The following is a 19,042-nucleotide window of genomic DNA, read 5'->3' as shown; positions in this document are numbered from 1 at the left end:
ATGACCCGCCCTGGTTTCGTCCTCGAGGTCGACGACCGCACCCCGCCGCTGGTCGTCCACGAGGGTCTCGGCTTCCGGCTGGAGAGCTTCCCGCTCGGCACCCGGGTGGTCTACCCGCCGGAGTCCCTGCCGACGGTGCCCGACGTCGAGGCCGCGATCCGGGACGCGCTGCTGCACCCCGAGGACTCCGCGCCGCTGCCGGAGCTGCTCTTCGCCGGCATGCGGCTCACGATCGCCTTCGACGACCTCTCGCTGCCGCTGCCGAGCATGAAGGCCCCCGACATCCGGGGCCGGATCATCGAGCAGGTGCTGACCCTGGCGGCCGAGGCGGGCGTCGACGACGTCGAGATCGTCGCCGCGAACGCGCTGCACCGGCGGATGACCGCCGCGGAGCTGCGCCACATCGTGGGGGAGCGGGTGTTCCGCTCGTTCTACCCCCAGGGGCTGCTCTACAACTTCGACGCCGAGGACCGTGACAACCTGGCCCACCTCGGGACCACCGACCACGGTGAGGACATCGAGATCAGCAAGCGGGCCGCGGAGTCCGACCTGCTGGTCTACGTCAACGTGAACCTGGTCGCGATGGACGGCGGGCACAAGTCCGTCGGGATCGGGCTGGCGTCGTACAAGTCGCTGCGCCACCACCACAACCCCAAGACGATGGTGCAGTCGCGCTCGTTCATGGACCACAAGAAGTCCGCGATGCACCACTCGGCCTGGCGGATCGGCCGGGTCATCAAGGACCACGTGAAGGTCTTCCAGATCGAGACCACGCTGGACAACGACGTCTTCCCCAAGCCCTTCGACTTCTTCCAGAAGCGCGAGTGGGAGTGGGGGGTGCGCGACCAGGGCTCGATGCTCGCGGCGAAGCGCGGCCTCGCGGTCGCGCCGCAGAAGCTGCGGCACAAGCTCTTCCACGACATGCGCAGCGCCTACGGGCTGACCGGCATCAGCGCGGGCGAGGTCGAGGCCGTGCACGAGAAGACCCTGGAGCGGGTGCACCGCCAGCAGGTCGTGGAGGTCCAGGGCCAGTCCGACGTGCTGGTCCTCGGCGTGCCCTACCTGGGCCCCTACAACGTCAACAGCTCGATGAACCCGATCCTGGCCACCTGCATGGGGCTCGGCTACTACTTCAACTCCTACCGCCACCAGCCCGTCGTACGCCGCGGCGGCGCGGTGATCCTCTACCACCCGCTCAACGAGGGCTTCAACCAGCTGCACCACCCCTCCTACGTGGACTTCTACGAGGAGGTGCTGGCCGAGTCGACCGACCCGGCGGTGATCGGGGAGAAGTACGAGCAGCAGTTCGCCGAGGACGAGTGGTACCGCCACCTCTACCGGACCTCGCACGCCTACCACGGGGTGCACCCGTTCTACATGTGGTACTGGGCGGCGCACGCGATGGACCACGTCGACGAGGTGATCTGGGTGGGGGCGGACCGCAAGGTTGCGGCGCGGCTCGGCTTCCGCGCCGCCTCGACGCTGGCCGACGCGCTGGAGATGGCCTCGGGCACCGTCGGCACCAGTCCCTCGATCACCTACCTCCACAACCCGCCGCAGCTGCTCGCGGACGTGCGCTGAGGCCGGCCATGGGCAACTTCCTCAAGGACACCGCGGACGACGTCCGCACCGTCGCGCGCGGCTGGCGCTGGGGCCGGCGACCGCAGGTGCCGCGCTCGGCCGAGGCCTACGTCCCCGCCCAGCGCTCGACGGTCTTCCCGTCCGACTGGTCCCGGCGCCGGCCGGCGGTCGCGGCCCGGGAGGTCGCCCAGCGCGGGGCCCTGGAGCCGCTGTTCCGCTCCCAGGTGCGCACCCACGTCGAGGGGCTGGACATCCTGGACCAGCTCGAGGGGCCGGTCATCTTCGCCGCCAACCACGCCTCGCACCTCGACACCCCGCTGGTGCTGCTCTCGCTGCCCGACCGGTGGCGGCGGCGTACGGCGGTGGCGGCGGCGGCCGACTACTTCTTCGACACCTGGTGGCGCGCGGTCGGCTCCTCGCTGGTCTTCAACACCTTCCCGATCGACCGCCGCGGCGGGGCGATGGCCACGACTCCGGGGGAGGTGCTGGCCGACGGCTGGAGCCTGGTGATCTTCCCGGAGGGGACCCGCTCGCGCGACGGCTGGACCGGGACCTTCCGGATGGGGGCGGCCTACCTCGCCCACGAGCACGGCGTGCCGGTGGTCCCGGTCGCCCACCGCGGCACGTTTGCGGCGATGCCGCGCGGCCAGGGCTGGCCGAGCCCGGGCCGGCGCCAGCTGACGATCCGCTTCGGCGAGCCGCTGCGGCCCGCGGAGGGGGAGTCGGTGCGCGACTTCGCCCCGCGGATCAAGGACGCGATCGCGCAGCTGCTCGACGAGGACACCTCCACGTGGTGGGAGGCCAAGCGCCGGGCCGCGGCCGGGCGCACCCCCGACCCCGCTGGTCCGCAGGTCGCCCAGTGGCGGCGGGTGTGGGCCCAGTCGGAGTCGCCCGAGGTCGAGCGGCCGGAGACCGGGCCGCTGCGGGCCTGGCGGCGCTGAGGCTCCTGGGGCTGGTGAGGCTGGTGGGGTGCCGCCCCCGCTTGTAACGCGACGTTCGCTGCACTAGGCGCCCGTTGCAGCAGGCTCCTAGTGGAGCGAACGTCGCGTTACATGGGCCGGGGCGGCCCGGGCGGCGGCCGCCCTTCAGCCCGCGGGCGGCACCGGGGGGAACTCGTTGAGCCGGGCCAGCAGGTCGCCGAGCTGGCGCACCTCCGCCACGCGCCAGGCGGACACCCGGTCGTGCAGCAGCCCCCGCTGGCGCTCGGTGATGCCGACCAGCGACTGACGGGCGGCCTCGGTGAGCGCGACGAGCGCCACCCGCCGGTCGTCCGGGGCCGGGGTCCGGGTGACCAGCCCGAGATCCTCCAGCTGGGTCACGCTGCGGCTGACCGCGCCCTTGTCGGCGTGCAGCTGCTGGGCCAGCTCGCTCTGCGGCAGTGGCGCGCACTGCCGCAGCAGCACCAGGATCGTGAACCCCAGCGGGGTCAGGTCCGGGTGCACCAGCGCTGCATAGTCGCGCATCCGCCGGCGCGCCCCGGACATCAGCGTCGCGAACTGGCGCTCGACCTCGTCGACGGCGTCCTCCAGGCCACCGGCCGGTGACCGGGGCCCCACCCGCTCGGCGGGATCCACGGGGGTGCCCCGGTCGCGCTCAGTCCCGGAGGCGGCCGTCACCGGGGTGCTCCGGTCCGTTCTGCCCGGCGGCGGCCTCGGCGGTCGCCGCCACCGCCACGGCGGCGTCCTCGTCGCGGAGCTTCTCGTGGCGGGTCTGGGTGCCGAGCGGCAGGTTCGGCAGCAGTGCGACGGCGAGCACGGTGAGCAGGGCCATCGGCGTGGCGACCATGAAGATGTCGGCCACCGAGGCGCCGTACACGGACTCGACGATGACGCGGACCGGCTCGGGCAGGCTGCTGACCGCGGGGATGGTGCCGTTCTGGAGGGTGGCCGCCACCTCCTTGCCCTGGGCGCCGAGGGAGCCGAGGGCGGTCTGCAGGTCGCCGGCGCGCTCGGCCATGTGGGAGGTGACCTTGTTGCCGAGCACCGCGCCGAGGACGGCGACGCCGATGGTGCCGCCGACGGTACGGAAGAAGTTCACGCCCGAGCTCGCGACGCCGAGGTCGCGCGACGGCACGGCGTTCTGCACGACCAGCACGAGGTTCTGCATCACCAGGCCGACGCCCGAGCCGAGGACGAACATGTAGACCGAGACCAGCACGAAGTTCGTGTCGTACTCGATGGTGCCCATCAGGGCCATGCCGATCGTGAGCAGGACCGCGCCGCCGAGGACGTACGGCTTCCAGACACCGGTCTTGCTGATCTGGCGGCCCGCCAGCGAGGAGACCAGGAACAGCCCGGCCATCATCGGCAGGGTCATCAGGCCGGACGCGGTCGCGGAGGCGCCCCGGGCCAGCTGCATGTACTGGGAGAGGAAGACAGTGGTGCCGAACATCGCGACGCCCACGGCGAGGCTGCCGACGACCGCCCAGGTGAAGGTCCGGTTGCGGAACAGGGTCAGCGGGATCAGCGGCTCGGTGGCCCGCAGCTCGGCGGCCACGAAGCCGGCCAGGCCGAGCACTGTGCCGCCGACCATCCAGGCGGTGGTGGCGCTGCCCCAGGCGAAGGAGCTGCCGACCAGCGAGATCCAGATGAGCAGCGTGGACACCGAGGCGGAGAGCAGCACGATGCCGGCGTAGTCGATGCTGACCCGGCGCTTCGGCAGCGGGTGCAGGTGCAGGGTCTTCTGGATCATCACCAGCGCGACCGCGGCCACCGGGACCGCGACGTAGAAGTTGTAGCGCCAGCTCGCCGCGTCGGTGATCGCGCCGCCGATCAACGGGCCGCCGACGGTCGCGAGCGCCATCACGCCACCGAAGAGCCCCATGTACTTCCCGCGCTCGCGCGGGGAGATGATGTCGGCCATCACGATCTGGGTCAGCGCGCCCAGGCCGCCCGCGCCGATGCCCTGGACGGCGCGGCAGGCGATCAGCCACTCGCTGTCCTGGGCGAAGCCGGCGGCGGCGCTGGCCAGGATGAAGACCACCAGCGCCAGCTGGAGCAGCAGCTTGCGGTCGAAGAGGTCGGCCAGCTTGCCCCAGATCGGGGTGGAGACGGCCGTGGTGAGCAGGGTGGCGGTGACGACCCAGGTGTACGCCGTCTGCCCGCCGCCGAGATCCGCGAGGATCACCGGCAGCGAGGTGCTCACCACGGTGGTGGCGAGCATCGAGACGAACATGCCGAGCAGCAGCCCGATCAGCGGCTTGAGGGGATTCGTCGGCGTGGTGGCGCCGGCGTCCGCTGCGTCCGGTGCGGCAGCGAGGGTGGTCATGGTCCTCCGAGCAGGTGGTTGCGTTCCTACAATGGTTGTCGGACAACAACTTTAAGTTCGGCGGTGTTCCGCCGCTGCATCCGCGACGCTGTGAGTCCGCTCACCGGGCGACCGGCGTTCATTACAGTGACCCGGGTCACTTCGACCGCCGCCGTCCTCACGCAGGAGCTCCCGTGATCGTTCCGTTCAGCGTCGCCGACTTCATCGACCGAGCCGCGACCGTGTACGCCGATCGGGTCGGGGTCGTCGACGAGCCCGACCAGCCAGCGCCGTCCCTGGGGCGGCTGACCTACGCCGAGCTGGCCTCGCTGGCGCGCCGGCAGGCGGCGCGTCTCGACGAGCTCGGGATCGGGCCGGGGGAACGGGTGGCGTTCGTCAGCCACAACAGCGCCCGGCTGCTGGCGGCGTTCTTCGGCGTCTCCGGCTTCGGGCGGGTGCTGGTCCCGGTCAACTTCCGGCTGCGCCCCGACGAGGTGCGCTACATCGTGGAGCACTCCGGGGCCCGGGTGCTGCTGGTCGACCCCGAGCTCGACGAGGAGCTGGCGGGCGTCACGGCCGAGCACCGGTTCGTGCTCGGCGACGACGCGGCGCTCTACGCGCCCGAGGGAAGCGTGCCGGAGCCGTGGGAGCCGGACGAGAACGCCACCGCCTGCATCAACTACACCTCCGGCACCACCGCCCGCCCCAAGGGCGTCCAGATCACGCACCGCAACATCTGGGTCAACGCGGTCACGTTCGCGCTGCACGCCGGCGTCACCGACCGCGACGTCTACCTGCACACGTTGCCGATGTTCCACGCGAACGGCTGGGGGATGCCGTTCGCGATGACCGGGCTGGGCGTCAAGCAGGTAGTGATCCGCAAGATCGACGGCGCCGAGATCCTGCGCCGGGTCCGCGACCACGGCGTGACGGTGATGTGCGCCGCGCCCGCCGTCGTCGCGGCGGTGCTGGACGCCGCGCAGGCGTGGGAGGGCGAGATCCCCGGCCGCGACCGGGTCCGGATCATCGTCGCCGGCGCCCCGCCGCCCACCCGCACGGTGGCCCGGGTCGCCGAGGAGCTGGGCTGGGAGTTCATCCAGATCTACGGCCTCACCGAGACCTCGCCGCTGCTCACCGTCAACCGGTCCCGGGAGGAGTGGGACGACCTCACCCACGAGGAGCGGGCCGCGAAGCTGGTGCGCGCCGGCGCGCCCGCCCTCGGCGTACGTCTGGCGGTCTCGACCCAGGAGGAGAACGCCGGGGAGGTGCTGGCCCGCTCCAACGTGGTGCTCGAGGGCTACTGGGAGCAGCCCGACGAGTCGGCGCGGGCCCTCGCCGACGGCTGGTTCCACACCGGCGACGGCGGAGCCATCGGCGAGGACGGCTACCTGACGATCAGCGACCGCCGCAAGGACGTGATCATCACCGGCGGCGAGAACGTCTCCTCGATCGAGGTCGAGGACGTGCTCTTCTCCCACCCCGCCGTCGCCGAGGTCGCGGTGATCGGGGTGCCGAGCGAGCGGTGGGGGGAGACGATCAAGGCGCTGGTGGTGCTCGCCGAGGGCGCCAGCGCCACCGAGACCGAGCTGATCGCCTGGTGCAAGGACCAGGCGGCCGGCTACAAGGCCCCGACCTCGGTGGAGTTCCGTGACGAGCTGGCCCGCACCGCCACCGGCAAGCTGCAGAAGTTCAAGCTGCGGGCGCCGTACTGGGAGGACCGGGAGCGGCAGGTGAACTGAGCACCGGTACGGCGCTCAGGCGGTGGGCTTCACGTCGATGACGACGTCGAACTCCAGCAGCTGGGCGCCGGAGGCGACCGGCTTGCCGTGCTCACCGGAGTGGGCGGCGCGGGCGTCGCCGTCGCGCCAGGCGGCGAACGACTCCTCGTCGGCCCACTGGGTCACGACGAAGTAGCGCTCCTCGCCGGCGGTCGGGCGCAGCAGCTGGAAGCCGAGGAAGCCCGGGGCCGAGTCGACGGTGTGGGCGCGGGCGGCGAAGCGCCGCTCCAGCTCCTCGGCGGCCTGGGGCGGGACCGAGATGGCGTTGATCTTCACGACGGGCATGCTCCGAGCCTAGTCGCGCCCCGGCGCTAGCCTGACGCCCATGCCCACCCCCGAGCGCACCCTCCAGGACGTCGTCGACCTGCTGCACGGGTGGTATCCGCCCGCCACCGCGGAGGACTGGGACGCCGTCGGGCTGGTCCTCGGGGACCCGTCGGCGCGGGTCGGCAAGGTGATGTTCGCGGTCGACCCGACCGAGGCCGTCGCCGCCGAGGCGGCCGCCTGGGGCGCGGACCTCCTCGTGGTCCACCACCCGCTGTTCCTCAAGCCCGTGCACGGGGTCGCGGCGACCACCCCCAAGGGCCGCACCCTCGCGACCCTGGCCCGCGCCGGCTGCGCGCTGCTGACCGCCCACACCAACGCCGACCAGGCCGCCGGCGGCGTCTCCGAGGCGATGGCGCACGCCCTGGGCCTCAGCGACCTGGCGCCGATCCTGCCGACGCCGGCCACGCCGCTGGACAAGCTCACGGTCTTCGTCCCCGCCGACGCCGCCCAGGTCGTGCGGGCCACCCTCGCCGAGGCCGGCGCCGGCCGGATCGGCGACTACGACCACGCCTCGTTCTCCACCCCGGGTCACGGCCGGTTCCGGCCGCAGCCCGGCGCCCACCCCGCGATCGGCGAGGTCGGCGTCCCCGAGGTGGTCGAGGAGGAGCGGGTCGAGGTCGTGCTCGAGCGCCGGCTGCGGTCCCGGGTGGTCGCGGCGATGCTGCGCGCCCACCCCTACGAGGAGCCGGCGTACGACGTCCTCGAGCTCGCCGACCCCGGCCTCGCGTCCGGCGGGACCGGTCGGATCGGCACGGTGCCCCGCACCACGCTGGGCGAGTTCGCCGACACGGTCGCCGCGGCGCTGCCCCGGACCGCGCACGGCGTGCGGGTCGCGGGTGACCCGGACCGGCCGGTGCGCCGGGTCGCGCTGTGCGGCGGCGCCGGCGACTTCCTGCTCGACACCGTGGCCGGCACCGACGCCGATGTCTACGTCACCAGCGACCTGCGTCACCACCCGGCCGCCGAGTTCACCGAGCGCGGCGGGCCCGCGCTGGTCGACGTCGCGCACTGGGCCGCGGAGTGGACCTGGCTCCCCGTGGTGGAGGGTCGGCTGAAGGAGGCCTGGGGCGATACGGTGGGCACCAAGGTCAGCACGACGTGCACCGACCCGTGGACGTTCCGTCCATCCGAACAGAACAACGAGCCCAGGAGCCCGCGCTGAAAGCCGACCCGTTCGCCCAGCTCAAGCTGCTCGACGTCCAGGCGCTGGACGCCCGTGCCGACCAGCTGCGGCACCAGCGCAACCGCCTGCCCGAGATCGCCGAGATCGCGAGCCTCGAGCAGGAGCGCGCGCGGCTCGAGGACCAGGTGCGCGATGCCCGGATCGTCGTCGACGACCTGACCGCCGAGCAGACCAAGGTCGAGGCCGACGTCGAGGCCGTCCGCACCCGCCGCACCCGCGACCGCGACCGGATGGACTCCGGCGCGATCAGCAACCCCAAGGACCTGGAGCGGATGAGCCAGGAGCTGGTCTCGCTCGAGCGCCGGATCGGCACCCTCGAGGACGAGGAGCTGGAGGTCATGGCCCGCCTGGAGGACGCCGAGCGCGCCCTGCGCGAGCTCCGCGAGCGGGTGGCCGCCATCGACGAGCGGCTGGCCGAGCTGCTGGCCTCGCGCGACGAGAAGGCCGCCGCGATCGACACCCAGCTGCTCGACGTCGAGGCCGAGCGCGGCCCGTCGGTCGAGGCGGTCCCGGCGGACCTGCTGGCGCTCTACGACAAGCTGCGCACCGCCAAGGGCGGCGTCGGCGCCGCCGAGCTGCGCCAGCGCCGGTGCACCGGCTGCCAGCTGGGCATCGACCACGCCGAGCTGGCCGTGATCAAGGCCAAGCCCAGCGACGAGGTGGTGCGCTGCGAGGAGTGCTCGCGGATCCTGGTGCGCACCCCCGAGTCGGGTCTGTGAGCGCAGCGGACGGTCGGCTCCGATGACGTCCGGCCCCTCCCGGGTCGTCGTCGAGGCCGACGGCGGCTCGCGCGGCAACCCCGGCCCGGCGGCGTACGGCGCGGTGCTGCGCGACGCCGACACCGGCGAGGTGATCGCCGAGGACGGCGCGACGATCGGGGTCGCCAGCAACAACGTGGCCGAGTACTCCGGGCTGGTCGCGGGCCTGCGCCTCGCCGCCGAGCACGCGCCCGAGGCCGAGATCGAGGTCCGCATGGACTCCAAGCTCGTCGTCGAGCAGATGTCGGGCCGCTGGAAGATCAAGCACCCCGACATGGCCGCCCTCGCCGCGCAGGCCAACGCCCTGGCGCCGTTCGGCACGACGTACACCTGGGTGCCGCGCGAGCGCAACGGGTACGCCGACCGGCTCGTCAACCAGGCACTCGACGGCAAGCGGTCGGGCGTGACGGTCCTCGCCGACACCACCGACGAGGACTCGCTGATCGAGGAGATCGAGAGCCCGGCCGCCGCCGTCGAGGGCGAGCCGCCCGCCGCGGCGCAGTCCCGCGCCCGCGGCTGGTCGGCCAGCAGCAGCGAGCCGACCACGCTGGTGCTGGTGCGCCACGGGGTGACCGCCCACACCATCGAGAAGCGCTTCTCCGGCGGCCTGGCGAGCGCCAACCCCGGCCTGAGCGACGAGGGCCGTGACCAGGTCCGGGCCACCGCCCAGTGGATCGCGCCGATCGCCGAGCAGGTCGACGCCGTGGTCGCCTCGCCGGTACGGCGGACCCAGGAGTCGGCCGAGATCGTCGCGGAGGTGCTCGGCGCGAAGCTGCTCCTCGAGCCCGGCTTCGCCGAGATGGAGTTCGGCCACTGGGACGGGCTGACCTTCGGCGAGGTCGCCGAGCGGCACCCCGAGGAGCTCGACGCCTGGCTCGGGTCGCTGGACGCGGCGCCGCCGGGCGGCGAGTCGTTCCGGGTGGTCGAGGAGCGGGTGCTCGGCGGGCTCCAGCGGGTCCTCGACGAGCATGCCGGCCGGACCGTGGTGGTCGTCAGCCACGTCACCCCGATCAAGACACTGGTCGCGCACGCCGTGGACGCGCCGCTGGACGCGGTGTTCCGCATGGAGCTCTCGCCGGCGTCGGTCACCGTGGTGTCGTTCTTCAGCGGGGGCGTCGACGGCACCGAGCCGCGCACCTCGATGCGCCTCTACAACGCGCTGCCGCCCGGGAACGACGCGTTCGCGAACCCCGGCGCCTGGTAGCGACCACCGGTGGTCGAGCCGTGACGGCGCCCTGGCGCCTGAGCGGGTCGAGACCCGCTACAGCGCGGTGACGACCACGTCGAGCTGGGTGCCCTTCGGGGTGGCCGGGCCGGTCTCGACGTGCCAGCCCAGGTCGGTCAGCGCCGTGGCGAGGGCGGCCGGGGTGCGCGGGTCGGCGCCGGCCTCGAGCAGGGCCCGCACGATCCTGCCCTTGGTGGCCTTGTTGAAGTGGCTGACGACCTTGCGGACCCCGTCGGCCTCGTGCAGCACCCGGACCGTCGCGACCCGCGGCGCGAGCTCCGTCGGGGGCCGCCAGAACGCGGCGTACGTGCTCGAGCGCAGGTCGACCAGCAGCCCGCCACCGAGCTGCTCGGCCACCGCCGGCCCGAGGTGCCCGCGCCAGTGCGCGGCGACCGGGCCGAGTCCCGGCAGGGTGGTGCCGCCGGAGAGGCGGTACGCCGGGATCCGGTCGGCGGGGCGGACCAGCCCGAACAGGCTCGAGGTGATCGCGACCCGCGCGCCGAGCCGGCGCCGGGCGGCGGGGGAGAGCGACGCCGCGTCGAGCGCGTCGTAGAGCACTCCGGTGTACACCGCGTCGGCGCGGGCCGTCGGTGCCTCGCGCAGCCCGGCGTTGGCGAGGACCAGGTCGAGCTGGGTGGAGCCCACCCCCAGCACGTCGGCGGCCTTGGCCGGGTCGCCGGCGCACAGGTCGACCAGGGCGTCGAGGACGGCGCCGCGGGCGTCGGTCAGCACCGGCAGGCCGAGGGTGTCGAGGTCGAGGGGCTTGCCGCGCCGCGGAGCGGCCTTGCCCTCGCTGGGGGGAAGCAGGATCAGCACGGTCGCTATGGTGCCGGTATGCCCTCACACCGCGTGGTCCGGGTCCGTTGGATCGAGGACGGGGTGGCCGCGGCCACCCTGCGCGCCGGGGTCGCGCGGATTCAGGAGGAGCTCGGGGTGAGCCCCGACTTCCCGCCCGAGGTGGAGGAGGCGGCCGCCCGGGCGGCGAAGGAGCCGCGGCTGCCGGACCTGGACCGCACCGACCTGCCCTTCCTCACCATCGACCCGCCCGGCGCCCGGGACCTGGACCAGGCGCTGCACATCGAGCGCGCGGGCAGCGGCTACGTCGTCCACTACGCGATCGCCGACGTGGCGGCGTTCGTGCGGCCCGGCGACCCCGTCGACCTCGAGGCCGGGCGCCGCGGGGAGACGCTCTACGGCGCGGACTCGCAGGTGCCGCTGCACCCGCCGGTGCTCTCCCAGGACGCGGCCTCGCTGCTGCCCGGGCAGGTGCGTCCGGCCCTGCTGTGGACGATCACCCTGGACGCCGAGGGCGCCCGCACCGACGTCGTCGTCGAACGGGCCCGGATCCGCTCGACCGCGCAGCTGAGCTACGCGCAGGCGCAGGCCGCGATCGAGGACGGCTCGGCCGCGGAGACCCTGCGGCTGCTGGCCGAGGTCGGCCCGCTGCGCCTGGCCCGCGAGGCCGACCGGGGCGGGGTGTCGCTGCCGCTGCCGGACCAGGAGGTCGAGGTGGTGGGGGAGCAGTGGCGCCTGGACTTCCGCCGCCAGCTGCCCGTCGAGGAGTGGAACGCCCAGATCTCGCTGCTCACCGGCTTCAGCGCCGCCGCGCTGATGCTGCACGCCGAGGTGGGGCTGCTTCGCACGCTGCCGGCGCCGGACCCGCGTGACGTACGCCGGCTGCACCGCACCGCCCACGCGCTGGAGGTGGCGTGGCCCGCGGAGCTGGTCTTCCCCGACTTCGTGCGCACGCTGGACCCGGAGCGGCCGACCCACGCGGCGATGCTGGTGGCCTGCACCCGGCTGCTGCGCGGCGCCGGGTACGCCGCGTTCGACGGCGTGCTGCCCGCCGAGCCGCAGCACGCGGCCCTGGCCTCGGAGTACGCGCACGTGACCGCACCGCTGCGCAGGCTCGGGGACCGGTACGCCGGGGAGGTGTGCGTCGCGCTGTGCGCCGGGACCCCGGTGCCGGACTGGGTGCGCACGGCGCTGCCCGGACTCCCGGGCATCCTGCAGCGCTCCGCGCAGCGGGCCGCCCAGTACGAGCGGGCCGTGTTCGACCTGGTCGAGGCCGGGGTGCTGCACACCCGGGTCGGCGAGGAGTTCCTGGCCGTCGTCATCGACGTCGACGACCGGGACCCGCGTCGTGGCGAGGTCACGGTCGAGGACCCCGCGATCGAGGCGCGGGTCAGCGCCGAGACGGACCTGACGCTGGGTGCCGAGGTCCGGGTCCGCCTGGCGGTCGCGGACCCGGACCGGCGCGCCGTCGAGTTCGTGCTGGCCTGACCGGCCCGCTCAGACGACGCGGACCGCGACCAGCGCGACGTCGTCCTCGCGGCGGTCCGGCACCAGCCGGCGCAGCAGCTCGGCGCAGAGCGGGTCCGGGTCCTGCTCGTGGGCGCGCAACTCGACGAGCTGGTCCTGCAGCTGCAGCAGGCCGTCGTCGATGTCCTGGCCACGCCGCTCGACCAGGCCGTCGGTGAACAAGACCACGGTCGAGCCGCTGGGCAGCCCGATGAAGGTCTCGTCGCGCTGGGCGCCCGGGTCCAGCCCGAGCAGCAGGTCCGGCTCCTGGGACTGCAGGACGGTCACGGTGCCGTCGGGGTCGACCAGCATGGGGGGCGGGTGCCCGGCGTTCGACCAGCGCAGCATGGTGAGCCCGTCGGTGGGCTCGGCGTCGAAGCGGGCCACCACCGCGGTGGCCGTGGTGCCGAGCGCCAGCGTCTCCATGGCCTGGTCGACCCCGCGCAGCACCTCCGCGGGCGGCTCGCCCGCGTGCACGGCGATGCCGCGCAGCACGCTGCGGATCTGGCCCATCGCGGCGGCCGCGGCGACGTCGTGGCCCACGACGTCGCCGATCACCACGACCGTGCCGCCGTCGCGCTGCACGAACGCGTCGTACCAGTCCCCGCCCACCTGGGCGGCCTGGCCGGCGGACTCGTAGCGCACCGCGATGTCCAGGGACCGGGTCTGCGGCGGCTCGGTGAGCAGGCTGCGCTGGAGCCCCTCGGCGAGGTCCCGCTGCTCCCCGTAGAGCCGGGCGTTGTCGATGGCCAGGCCCGCGCGGCTCGCGATCTCGCGCAGGGTGCGCTGGTCGTCGTCGGAGAACGGGCCGCGCTCGGGACCGCGGAAGGCGCTGACCAGGCCCACGGTGCGCCGGCGTCCCGGCAGTCGGACGACCACCAGCGAGTCCGGGGCCAGCTCCTGTAGCAGGTCGCTGGCGGGCCCGGGCCGCAGGACGCCGCTGACGGCCTCGGCGGCTCCGGCATCGACGACGACCGGGTCCGGCGAGGCGAGGGCGCGGGCGATGAACGAGCCCTCGGTCAGTGCCGGGAGCCGGCGGGAGGCGTACTGGTCGACCAGCTGGCGCTGCTCCGGGTCGGCGTGCCACCAGCCCACGTCGCGCAGCTGCTGCTGCCAGTCGCCGGGGCGGTCCTCGACCAGCGTCACCACGCACCAGTCGGCCAGCTCCGGCACGACCACGCGGGCCAGCCGCGCGACGGCCTCCTCGGCGTCCAGGGTGTCGGTCAGGGTCGCGCTGACACCGGCCAGCAGCTCGCTGCGGCGCAGGGTCTGGTCGAGCAGCTGGTCGGAGAGACGGCGCGAGGTGATGTCGTTGAAGTAGACGCTCAGCCCGTCCGGGTGCGGCCAGGCGCGCACCTCGTACCAGGCGTCCAGCGGCGGCGGGTAGTAGGCGTCGAACGTCGCCGGCCGACCCGAGCTCATCGCATCGCGGTAGTGCGTCTCGAAGGTGCTTCCGACGGCCTCGGGGAACAGCTCCCAGATCACGCCGCCCACCATCTCCTCGCGGGGGGTGTCGAGCATCCGGCCGGCCTCCGCGTTGGCGTAGCTGAACCGCCAGTCCGGGCTGAGCTGGAAGAACGCCGTCGGCATGGTCTCCAGCACCCGGGCGAGGCGGGCCTCGCCGTCCTGGACCGCCGTGGTGTCGTACGCCGCGCCGAGCACCCGGACGGCGACGCCCTCCGGCCCGGCCAGGGCCCGGCCGCGGGCGGTGACCCAGCGCACGGCGCCGCCGGGGTGGATGGTCCGGTACTCGGCGGCGTACTGGCCGCAGCTCGCGATGGCCTCCTGGAACGCCTGCTGCACCCCGGCCCGGTCCTCGGGGTGGATGAGCTGCTCGAACTCCTCGACGGTGCCCCGGAAGGAGCCGCGCTCCCGGCCGAAGATCTCGACCAGACGCTCGTCCAGGTTCAGGACGCCCGTGCCCAGGTCCCAGTCGAAGATGCCGACGCCGGCGGCCTCGACGGCGAGCTCGCGCACGAGCCGGTCGTCCTCGTGGTCGGCGGAGGCCGCAGCGAGGTCGAGGTCGGCGACGATGATCGCGGCGAGATGGACGAGGACGGCGACCTCGTGCTCGCTCCAGGCGCGCGCCTCGCGGTCGAGCACGCACAGCGCGCCCAGCGGGGCCGTCCCCTCACGCAGGAGGGGTACGGCGAGGCAGGCACCCACGTCGCGGGAGACCACGGCGGGCTGGTCGGCGACGCGCGAGTCGGCAGCGGCGTCGGCGATCACGACCGGTGCGGCGGTCCGGGTCGCCAGGTCCGCCAGCGCGGCGGGAACCGGGGGAACCTGGGCGGGGCCGGTGAGCTCGCTCGCGGTCCCGGGACGTCGGACCGCCGGGTCGAGCACGGCGCAGGCCGAGGAGGCACCGAGCACTCGGACGGCGAGTCCGGTGACGCGGTCCAGCCACCCGTGGTCCGAACCTGCGGCTCGCGTTGGCGCCGCCGGGGGTCCTGCTTGCAACGTCGTCCTGCTCTCATCGGCCGTGCTGGATGGTCAGCAACGCCGACAGGTGGGGGCCAGGGGGTGGTGCCGTGGCTCCCAGCCTCCCACAGGTCTGGTTGGGCGCAGGGGCGGATCGCCCGATCGTCCCGCCGGCGAGGTGACGCAGGCCTCCGCATGCAATGACGCGGGCCTGGGGACTGGGGGCTCGCCGAAGCTGGAACCAGCTCCGGAGCGAGCATCGTGACTCGGCTGCGACATCAGCTCGTGACCACGCCTGACATGCCCCGACATCTGCGAGGAGCAGCCTGCGCATGACCGCCCCCACCCTCGAGCACAGTGCCGCCGGCGGGACCGGCCGGGAGGCCGACCTGCTGGCGTCGGTGCTGCTGTGGACGATCCCCCTGCTCGGCTTCGTTCTGGCGTTGCTCGGTCTGGGCTGACCCGCGGCTGGCGGCGGCCATCATCCCGTGGGCGCGCCCTGGTCCGGACGGACGGCGCCCTGTCCAGGGCTCGGTCGCAGGGCGGCGTGCACGATGATGAGCACCGCGATGACGAAGGTCAGCCCGGAGCCGCACAGCAGCAGCGCCAGCGCGATGACGAGGTCGACGCGGGGTGGAGCGAAGTAGGCGGCGATCATGGTGCCGGGTACCCCGCTCGCGCGCCGGAAACGCCGCCGATTTCAGCGCTCGCCGTCGGCGAGTGCCTCGGCGATGCGGCGCAGGCTGTCGCCGGCCCCGATACGGGGGACGCCTCGCTCAGGCGCGGCGGTGGGCCCGCAGGGAGCCGGTCGCGGCCCGGCGTACGGCGTCGCTGAGGTCGTCGAGCGCGGGCGTCGCCAGCCGCCAGCGCTGCCAGTGCAGGGCGACGTCGAGGGCGCTGGTCCCGGGGAGCCGGGCCAGGTCCCCGGCGCCCGCGGCCGAGGCGAACTGCGGCTCGGGGAGCAGGCCCCACCCCAGGCCGCTGCGGACGGCCTCCAGGAAGTCCGCAGTGCTGGGGACCCGGTGCACGACGGGAGGACGACCCACGCGGTGCGCGGCGAGCACCTGGTCCTGCAGCTGGTCCTTCTCGTTGAACACCACCAGCGGGATCGTGGACCAGTCGACGCCGCGGCCCCGGCGGTGCCGGTCCAGGAGGCGCGGCGCCGCCGCCGGGATGTACCGCAGCGCGCCGAGCGGCTCCACCGAGCAACCCTGCACCGGTCGCGGCTCCCGGGTGACCGCCGCCAGCACCTCGCCCCGGCGGAGCAGGTCGTGGGAGAACGCCTCGTCCTCGACGTGCAGGCGCACTGCCGTCCCGGCCCGTTCGGCGACGGCCGCCAGGACCGGGCGGAACCAGGTGGCCAGCGAGTCCGCGTTCACCGCGACAGCCAGGTCGACCACGTCGGCGTCCCCCAGGGCGGCGCCGGCCTCGGCGGCGAGCAGCCGCATCTGGCGGGCCAGCCGGACCAGCGGCGCCCCGGCCTCGGTGACCTCCACGGGAGCGGTGCGCCGCAGCACCACCTGGCCCGCGGACTGCTCGAGACCGCGCACCCGCTGGCTCACCGCGCTCGGGGTCACGTGCAGGCGCCGGGCCGCGGCCTCGAAGGAACCCTCCTCGGCGATGGTCAGGACGGTGTCGAGCTGGACCGGGTCGAAGCGCACCGTGTCAGTGAAGCAGAACTTCACCATCTGAAGGAACAGTTGCTGGCCTTCATCGACGCTCGCCCCTACGGTCGGAGGCGTGCTCTCGACCCTCGCCGCCGGCTTCCTGACCGGCGGCTCGCTCATCGTCGCCATCGGCGCCCAGAACGCCTATGTGCTCCGTCAGGGGCTGCTGCGCCACCACGTCGGGGCGGTGGTGCTCGTGTGCGCGGCCTCTGACGCCGTGCTCATCGTGGCCGGCGTCGCCGGGATCGGGGTGGTCGTCGAGCGCGCGGGGTGGGTCATCGACGTGGTGCGGTGGCTCGGGGTGGCGTTCCTGCTCTGGTACGCCGCAGCGTCGCTGCGCCGCGCCCTGGCGCCGGAGTCGCTGGACGCCGGAGCCGTCGGGGCGGCACGCGCCGAGCCGGCGCGCACGGTGGTGGGCCGGGCGGTCGCCCTGACCTGGCTCAACCCGCACGTGTACCTCGACACCGTCCTGCTCATCGGATCCATCGCGGCGACGCACGGGAGCGCCGGGAGCGGGCTGCTGGACGGGCGCTGGCAGTTCGCGGTCGGGGCCGTGCTCGCGAGCATGGCCTGGTTCAGCGGACTCGGCTTCGGAGCCCGGCTCCTGGCTCCGCTGCTCGCCCGGCCTCGGTCCTGGCAGGTCCTCGAGCTGCTGATCGCGGCGACGATGCTCCTGGTGGCCGCGAAGCTGGCGCTCGGGTAGCCGCCGGGCGGTTCCGCCGGCGTCGGTCCGAATTACCCCTCGCCGGGGGCAGGCCCCGGGAGTAGCGTGCTGAGCACCGACGAGGCTCTGCCGAGGAGGGGCGGCCATGGAGCACATCGACCCGGTCCTGCTGCTGGCCACCACCGACCCGGTGTCGCGCGAGGTGATGGGCGCCGAGCTGCGCCGCCGGTACGGCGGCGACTACGAGGTCGTCGTGTGCGCCGACTACGCGCACGCTCGCGCGATCCTCGAGGGACTGCGCCGGTGGGGACGACCCGTCGCCCTCGTGATCGGCTACTACGGCCCCGACGACCGGGACGGCCTGGACTTCCTGCGCCGCGCGTACGCCCTGAGCCCCTCGGCCAAACGGGCGGTGGCGGTCACCTGGGGCGACTTCGCCAGCGCCGCGCCGGTCTTCGCCGCGATCGCCCAGGGCCACGCGGAGCTCTCGCTGGTGCGGCCCGAACGGCGCCGCGACGAGGAGTTCCACGGTGCCGTCACAGACGCCCTCGACGACTGGCACCTCGCGCAGGGGCTCGGCTTCGAGGCGGTCCGGCTCATCGGCGAGGCGCGCGACGAGCGCACCCACTCGCTGCGCGACGCGTTCGGGCGCAACCACATCCCGGTCGGGTTCCACCCGACCGGCACCAGCTCCGCCCAGCGGATGCTCGAGGCGCTCGACCTCCACGACCCGGAGCTGCCCGTGGTCGTCCTGGCCTTCACCACCCCGCCGACGACACTGGTCAACCCGACCGACCTCGAGATCGCCGACGCCTTCGGGCTGATGGCGCCGCTCGCGCCCGACCGGATCTTCGACGTGGTCATCGTCGGCGCCGGCCCCTCCGGCCTCGCGGCGGCGGTGTACGCGTCCTCGGAGGGCCTCTCGACCCTGGTGATCGAGGAGCAGGCCGTCGGCGGGCAGGCGGGGACCAGCTCGCTGATCCGCAACTATCCGGGCTTCTCCCGCGGGGTGAGCGGGGCGCACCTGGCGTACCGGTCCTTCCAGCAGGCCTGGGCGTTCGGCACCGAGTACTCGTTCATGCGCGTGGTCGAGGGCCTGGACGCCGACGGGGCGCTGCACCGGGTGCGGATGTCGGACGGCAGCGTCGTCCGGGCCCGCAGCGTGATCGTGGCGACCGGGGTCGACTACCGCCGGCTCGGCGTCCCCGAGCTGGAGGACCTGCTCGGGCGCGGGGTCTTCTACGGCGCCGCGGTCTCCGAGGCGCCGTCGATGACCGGCCAGCAGGTGTGCGTGGTGGGCGGCGGCAACTCCGCGGGGCAGGCCGCCCTCCACCTGGCCCGCTACGCCCGGCACGTGACGCTGCTGGTGCGGGGCCCCAGCTTGGCCGCCAGCATGTCGGAGTACCTGATCGGCCAGCTCAAGGCGACGCGCAACCTCACGATCCGCTACCACCGGGGAGTCGTGGGGGGACGCGCGGCCGGCGGCTGCCTGGAGGCGGTCACGGTCGCCGACACCCGACCGACCGGCCCGGGGCCGGGGGCCCCGCCCACGGTCACCGAGGACATCGAGGCGTCGGGCCTCTTCGTGCTCATCGGGTCGACGCCGCGCACGGCGTGGCTGCCCGAGGCGGTGCAGCGTGACGCGTCCGGGTTCGTGCGCACCGACACGGGTCGGCCGGACGGCGGTCGCAGCCTGCCGCTGGAGACCAGCGTGCCCGGCGTCTTCGCGATCGGCGACGTGCGGGCCGGCTCGATCAAGCGGGTCGCGACCGCCGTCGGCGACGGGGCGACCGTGATCTCGGTGCTGCACGACTACCTGGCCGACGACGGGGTCCCGGTCACCCTGGGGGCGAGCGGTGACGCCGCCGTCGACTGACCGGGCGCCGGCGCC

Annotated in this window: 17 protein-coding genes; 10 read left to right on the top strand and 7 right to left on the bottom strand. The window is 74.0% G+C overall.

The window, feature by feature from the left end:
- On the top strand, positions 1 to 1,581 hold the full coding sequence (locus EBO35_RS12660) for a lactate racemase domain-containing protein (protein WP_122818028.1): 1,581 nt from the start codon (positions 1 to 3) through the stop codon (positions 1,579 to 1,581).
- 8 nt (positions 1,582 to 1,589) lie between these two features.
- Positions 1,590 to 2,522 carry a lysophospholipid acyltransferase family protein gene (locus tag EBO35_RS12655; protein WP_122818027.1) on the top strand — a complete coding sequence of 311 codons (933 nt, stop codon included), beginning with the start codon at positions 1,590 to 1,592 and terminating at the stop codon, positions 2,520 to 2,522.
- A 144-nt stretch (positions 2,523 to 2,666) separates the two neighbouring features.
- Here EBO35_RS12655 and EBO35_RS12650 read toward each other — a convergent pair whose 3' ends face one another.
- Both EBO35_RS12650 and EBO35_RS12645 read right to left on the bottom strand, forming a co-directional pair.
- On the bottom strand, positions 2,667 to 3,155 hold the full coding sequence (locus EBO35_RS12650; protein WP_127481298.1) for a MarR family winged helix-turn-helix transcriptional regulator: 489 nt from the start codon (positions 3,153 to 3,155) through the stop codon (positions 2,667 to 2,669).
- 19 nt (positions 3,156 to 3,174) lie between these two features.
- Positions 3,175 to 4,848, bottom strand: a complete 1,674-nt coding sequence (locus EBO35_RS12645) for an MDR family MFS transporter (protein ID WP_122818025.1) — start codon at positions 4,846 to 4,848, stop codon at positions 3,175 to 3,177.
- A gap of 173 nt (positions 4,849 to 5,021) precedes the next feature.
- Between EBO35_RS12645 and EBO35_RS12640 the strand changes: the two genes are divergently transcribed.
- Positions 5,022 to 6,566: an AMP-binding protein gene (locus tag EBO35_RS12640; protein ID WP_122818024.1), complete on the top strand. Its 1,545-nt coding sequence runs from the start codon at positions 5,022 to 5,024 to the stop codon at positions 6,564 to 6,566.
- A 15-nt stretch (positions 6,567 to 6,581) separates the two neighbouring features.
- On the opposite strand, the gene EBO35_RS12635 is transcribed toward EBO35_RS12640, so the two are convergent.
- Positions 6,582 to 6,890 (bottom strand): antibiotic biosynthesis monooxygenase family protein, encoded by a 309-nt coding sequence (locus EBO35_RS12635; RefSeq protein ID WP_122818023.1) that lies wholly within the window; start codon positions 6,888 to 6,890, stop codon positions 6,582 to 6,584.
- A gap of 40 nt (positions 6,891 to 6,930) precedes the next feature.
- On the opposite strand from EBO35_RS12635, the gene EBO35_RS12630 reads away from it, so the two are divergent.
- The 3 genes from EBO35_RS12630 to EBO35_RS12620 are packed head-to-tail and all read left to right on the top strand — an operon-like array spanning position 6,931 to position 10,077.
- Complete coding sequence (locus EBO35_RS12630) at positions 6,931 to 8,094, top strand: Nif3-like dinuclear metal center hexameric protein (protein WP_122818022.1); 1,164 nt, start codon at positions 6,931 to 6,933, stop codon at positions 8,092 to 8,094.
- Positions 8,043 to 8,834: a zinc ribbon domain-containing protein gene (locus EBO35_RS12625; protein WP_241153681.1), complete on the top strand. Its 792-nt coding sequence runs from the start codon at positions 8,043 to 8,045 to the stop codon at positions 8,832 to 8,834. Before EBO35_RS12630 ends, EBO35_RS12625 begins: the two co-directional genes overlap by 52 nt.
- A gap of 22 nt (positions 8,835 to 8,856) precedes the next feature.
- Positions 8,857 to 10,077: a bifunctional RNase H/acid phosphatase gene (locus EBO35_RS12620; RefSeq protein WP_122818021.1), complete on the top strand. Its 1,221-nt coding sequence runs from the start codon at positions 8,857 to 8,859 to the stop codon at positions 10,075 to 10,077.
- A 57-nt stretch (positions 10,078 to 10,134) separates the two neighbouring features.
- Here the strand turns inward: EBO35_RS12620 and yaaA are convergent, their stop codons facing one another.
- Entirely contained in the window at positions 10,135 to 10,914 is a 780-nt protein-coding gene (yaaA, locus tag EBO35_RS12615) for a peroxide stress protein YaaA (RefSeq protein WP_122818020.1), read from the bottom strand.
- Between the two features lie 18 nt (positions 10,915 to 10,932).
- Here yaaA and EBO35_RS12610 point away from each other — a divergent pair, with 18 nt between their 5' ends.
- Positions 10,933 to 12,381, top strand: coding sequence for an RNB domain-containing ribonuclease (locus EBO35_RS12610; protein WP_122818019.1), 1,449 nt, complete (start codon positions 10,933 to 10,935; stop codon positions 12,379 to 12,381).
- 9 nt (positions 12,382 to 12,390) lie between these two features.
- Here the strand turns inward: EBO35_RS12610 and EBO35_RS12605 are convergent, their stop codons facing one another.
- Positions 12,391 to 14,859: a SpoIIE family protein phosphatase gene (locus EBO35_RS12605; RefSeq protein ID WP_122818018.1), complete on the bottom strand. Its 2,469-nt coding sequence runs from the start codon at positions 14,857 to 14,859 to the stop codon at positions 12,391 to 12,393.
- Positions 14,860 to 15,152: 293 nt separating this feature from the next.
- On the opposite strand from EBO35_RS12605, the gene EBO35_RS20220 reads away from it, so the two are divergent.
- Positions 15,153 to 15,281, top strand: a complete 129-nt coding sequence (locus tag EBO35_RS20220) for a hypothetical protein (RefSeq protein ID WP_263457631.1) — start codon at positions 15,153 to 15,155, stop codon at positions 15,279 to 15,281.
- Positions 15,282 to 15,301: 20 nt separating this feature from the next.
- Here the strand turns inward: EBO35_RS20220 and EBO35_RS19500 are convergent, their stop codons facing one another.
- Positions 15,302 to 15,478, bottom strand: coding sequence for a hypothetical protein (locus EBO35_RS19500; protein WP_164477947.1), 177 nt, complete (start codon positions 15,476 to 15,478; stop codon positions 15,302 to 15,304).
- A gap of 118 nt (positions 15,479 to 15,596) precedes the next feature.
- Entirely contained in the window at positions 15,597 to 16,481 is an 885-nt protein-coding gene (locus tag EBO35_RS12600) for an ArgP/LysG family DNA-binding transcriptional regulator (RefSeq protein ID WP_241153679.1), read from the bottom strand.
- A gap of 79 nt (positions 16,482 to 16,560) precedes the next feature.
- Here EBO35_RS12600 and EBO35_RS12595 point away from each other — a divergent pair, with 79 nt between their 5' ends.
- Complete coding sequence (locus EBO35_RS12595) at positions 16,561 to 17,190, top strand: LysE/ArgO family amino acid transporter (protein ID WP_122818016.1); 630 nt, start codon at positions 16,561 to 16,563, stop codon at positions 17,188 to 17,190.
- Between the two features lie 106 nt (positions 17,191 to 17,296).
- Entirely contained in the window at positions 17,297 to 19,027 is a 1,731-nt protein-coding gene (locus tag EBO35_RS12590; RefSeq protein WP_122818015.1) for an FAD-dependent oxidoreductase, read from the top strand.
- Positions 19,028 to 19,042: the final 15 nt, after the last annotated feature.

It is taken from the genome of Nocardioides pantholopis (genome assembly GCF_003710085.1).
Classification (GTDB): Bacteria; Actinomycetota; Actinomycetes; order Propionibacteriales; family Nocardioidaceae; genus Nocardioides; species Nocardioides pantholopis.
The sequence above is the reverse complement of the archived record's forward strand: the minus strand, read 5'-3'. Positions and strand labels throughout refer to the sequence as shown.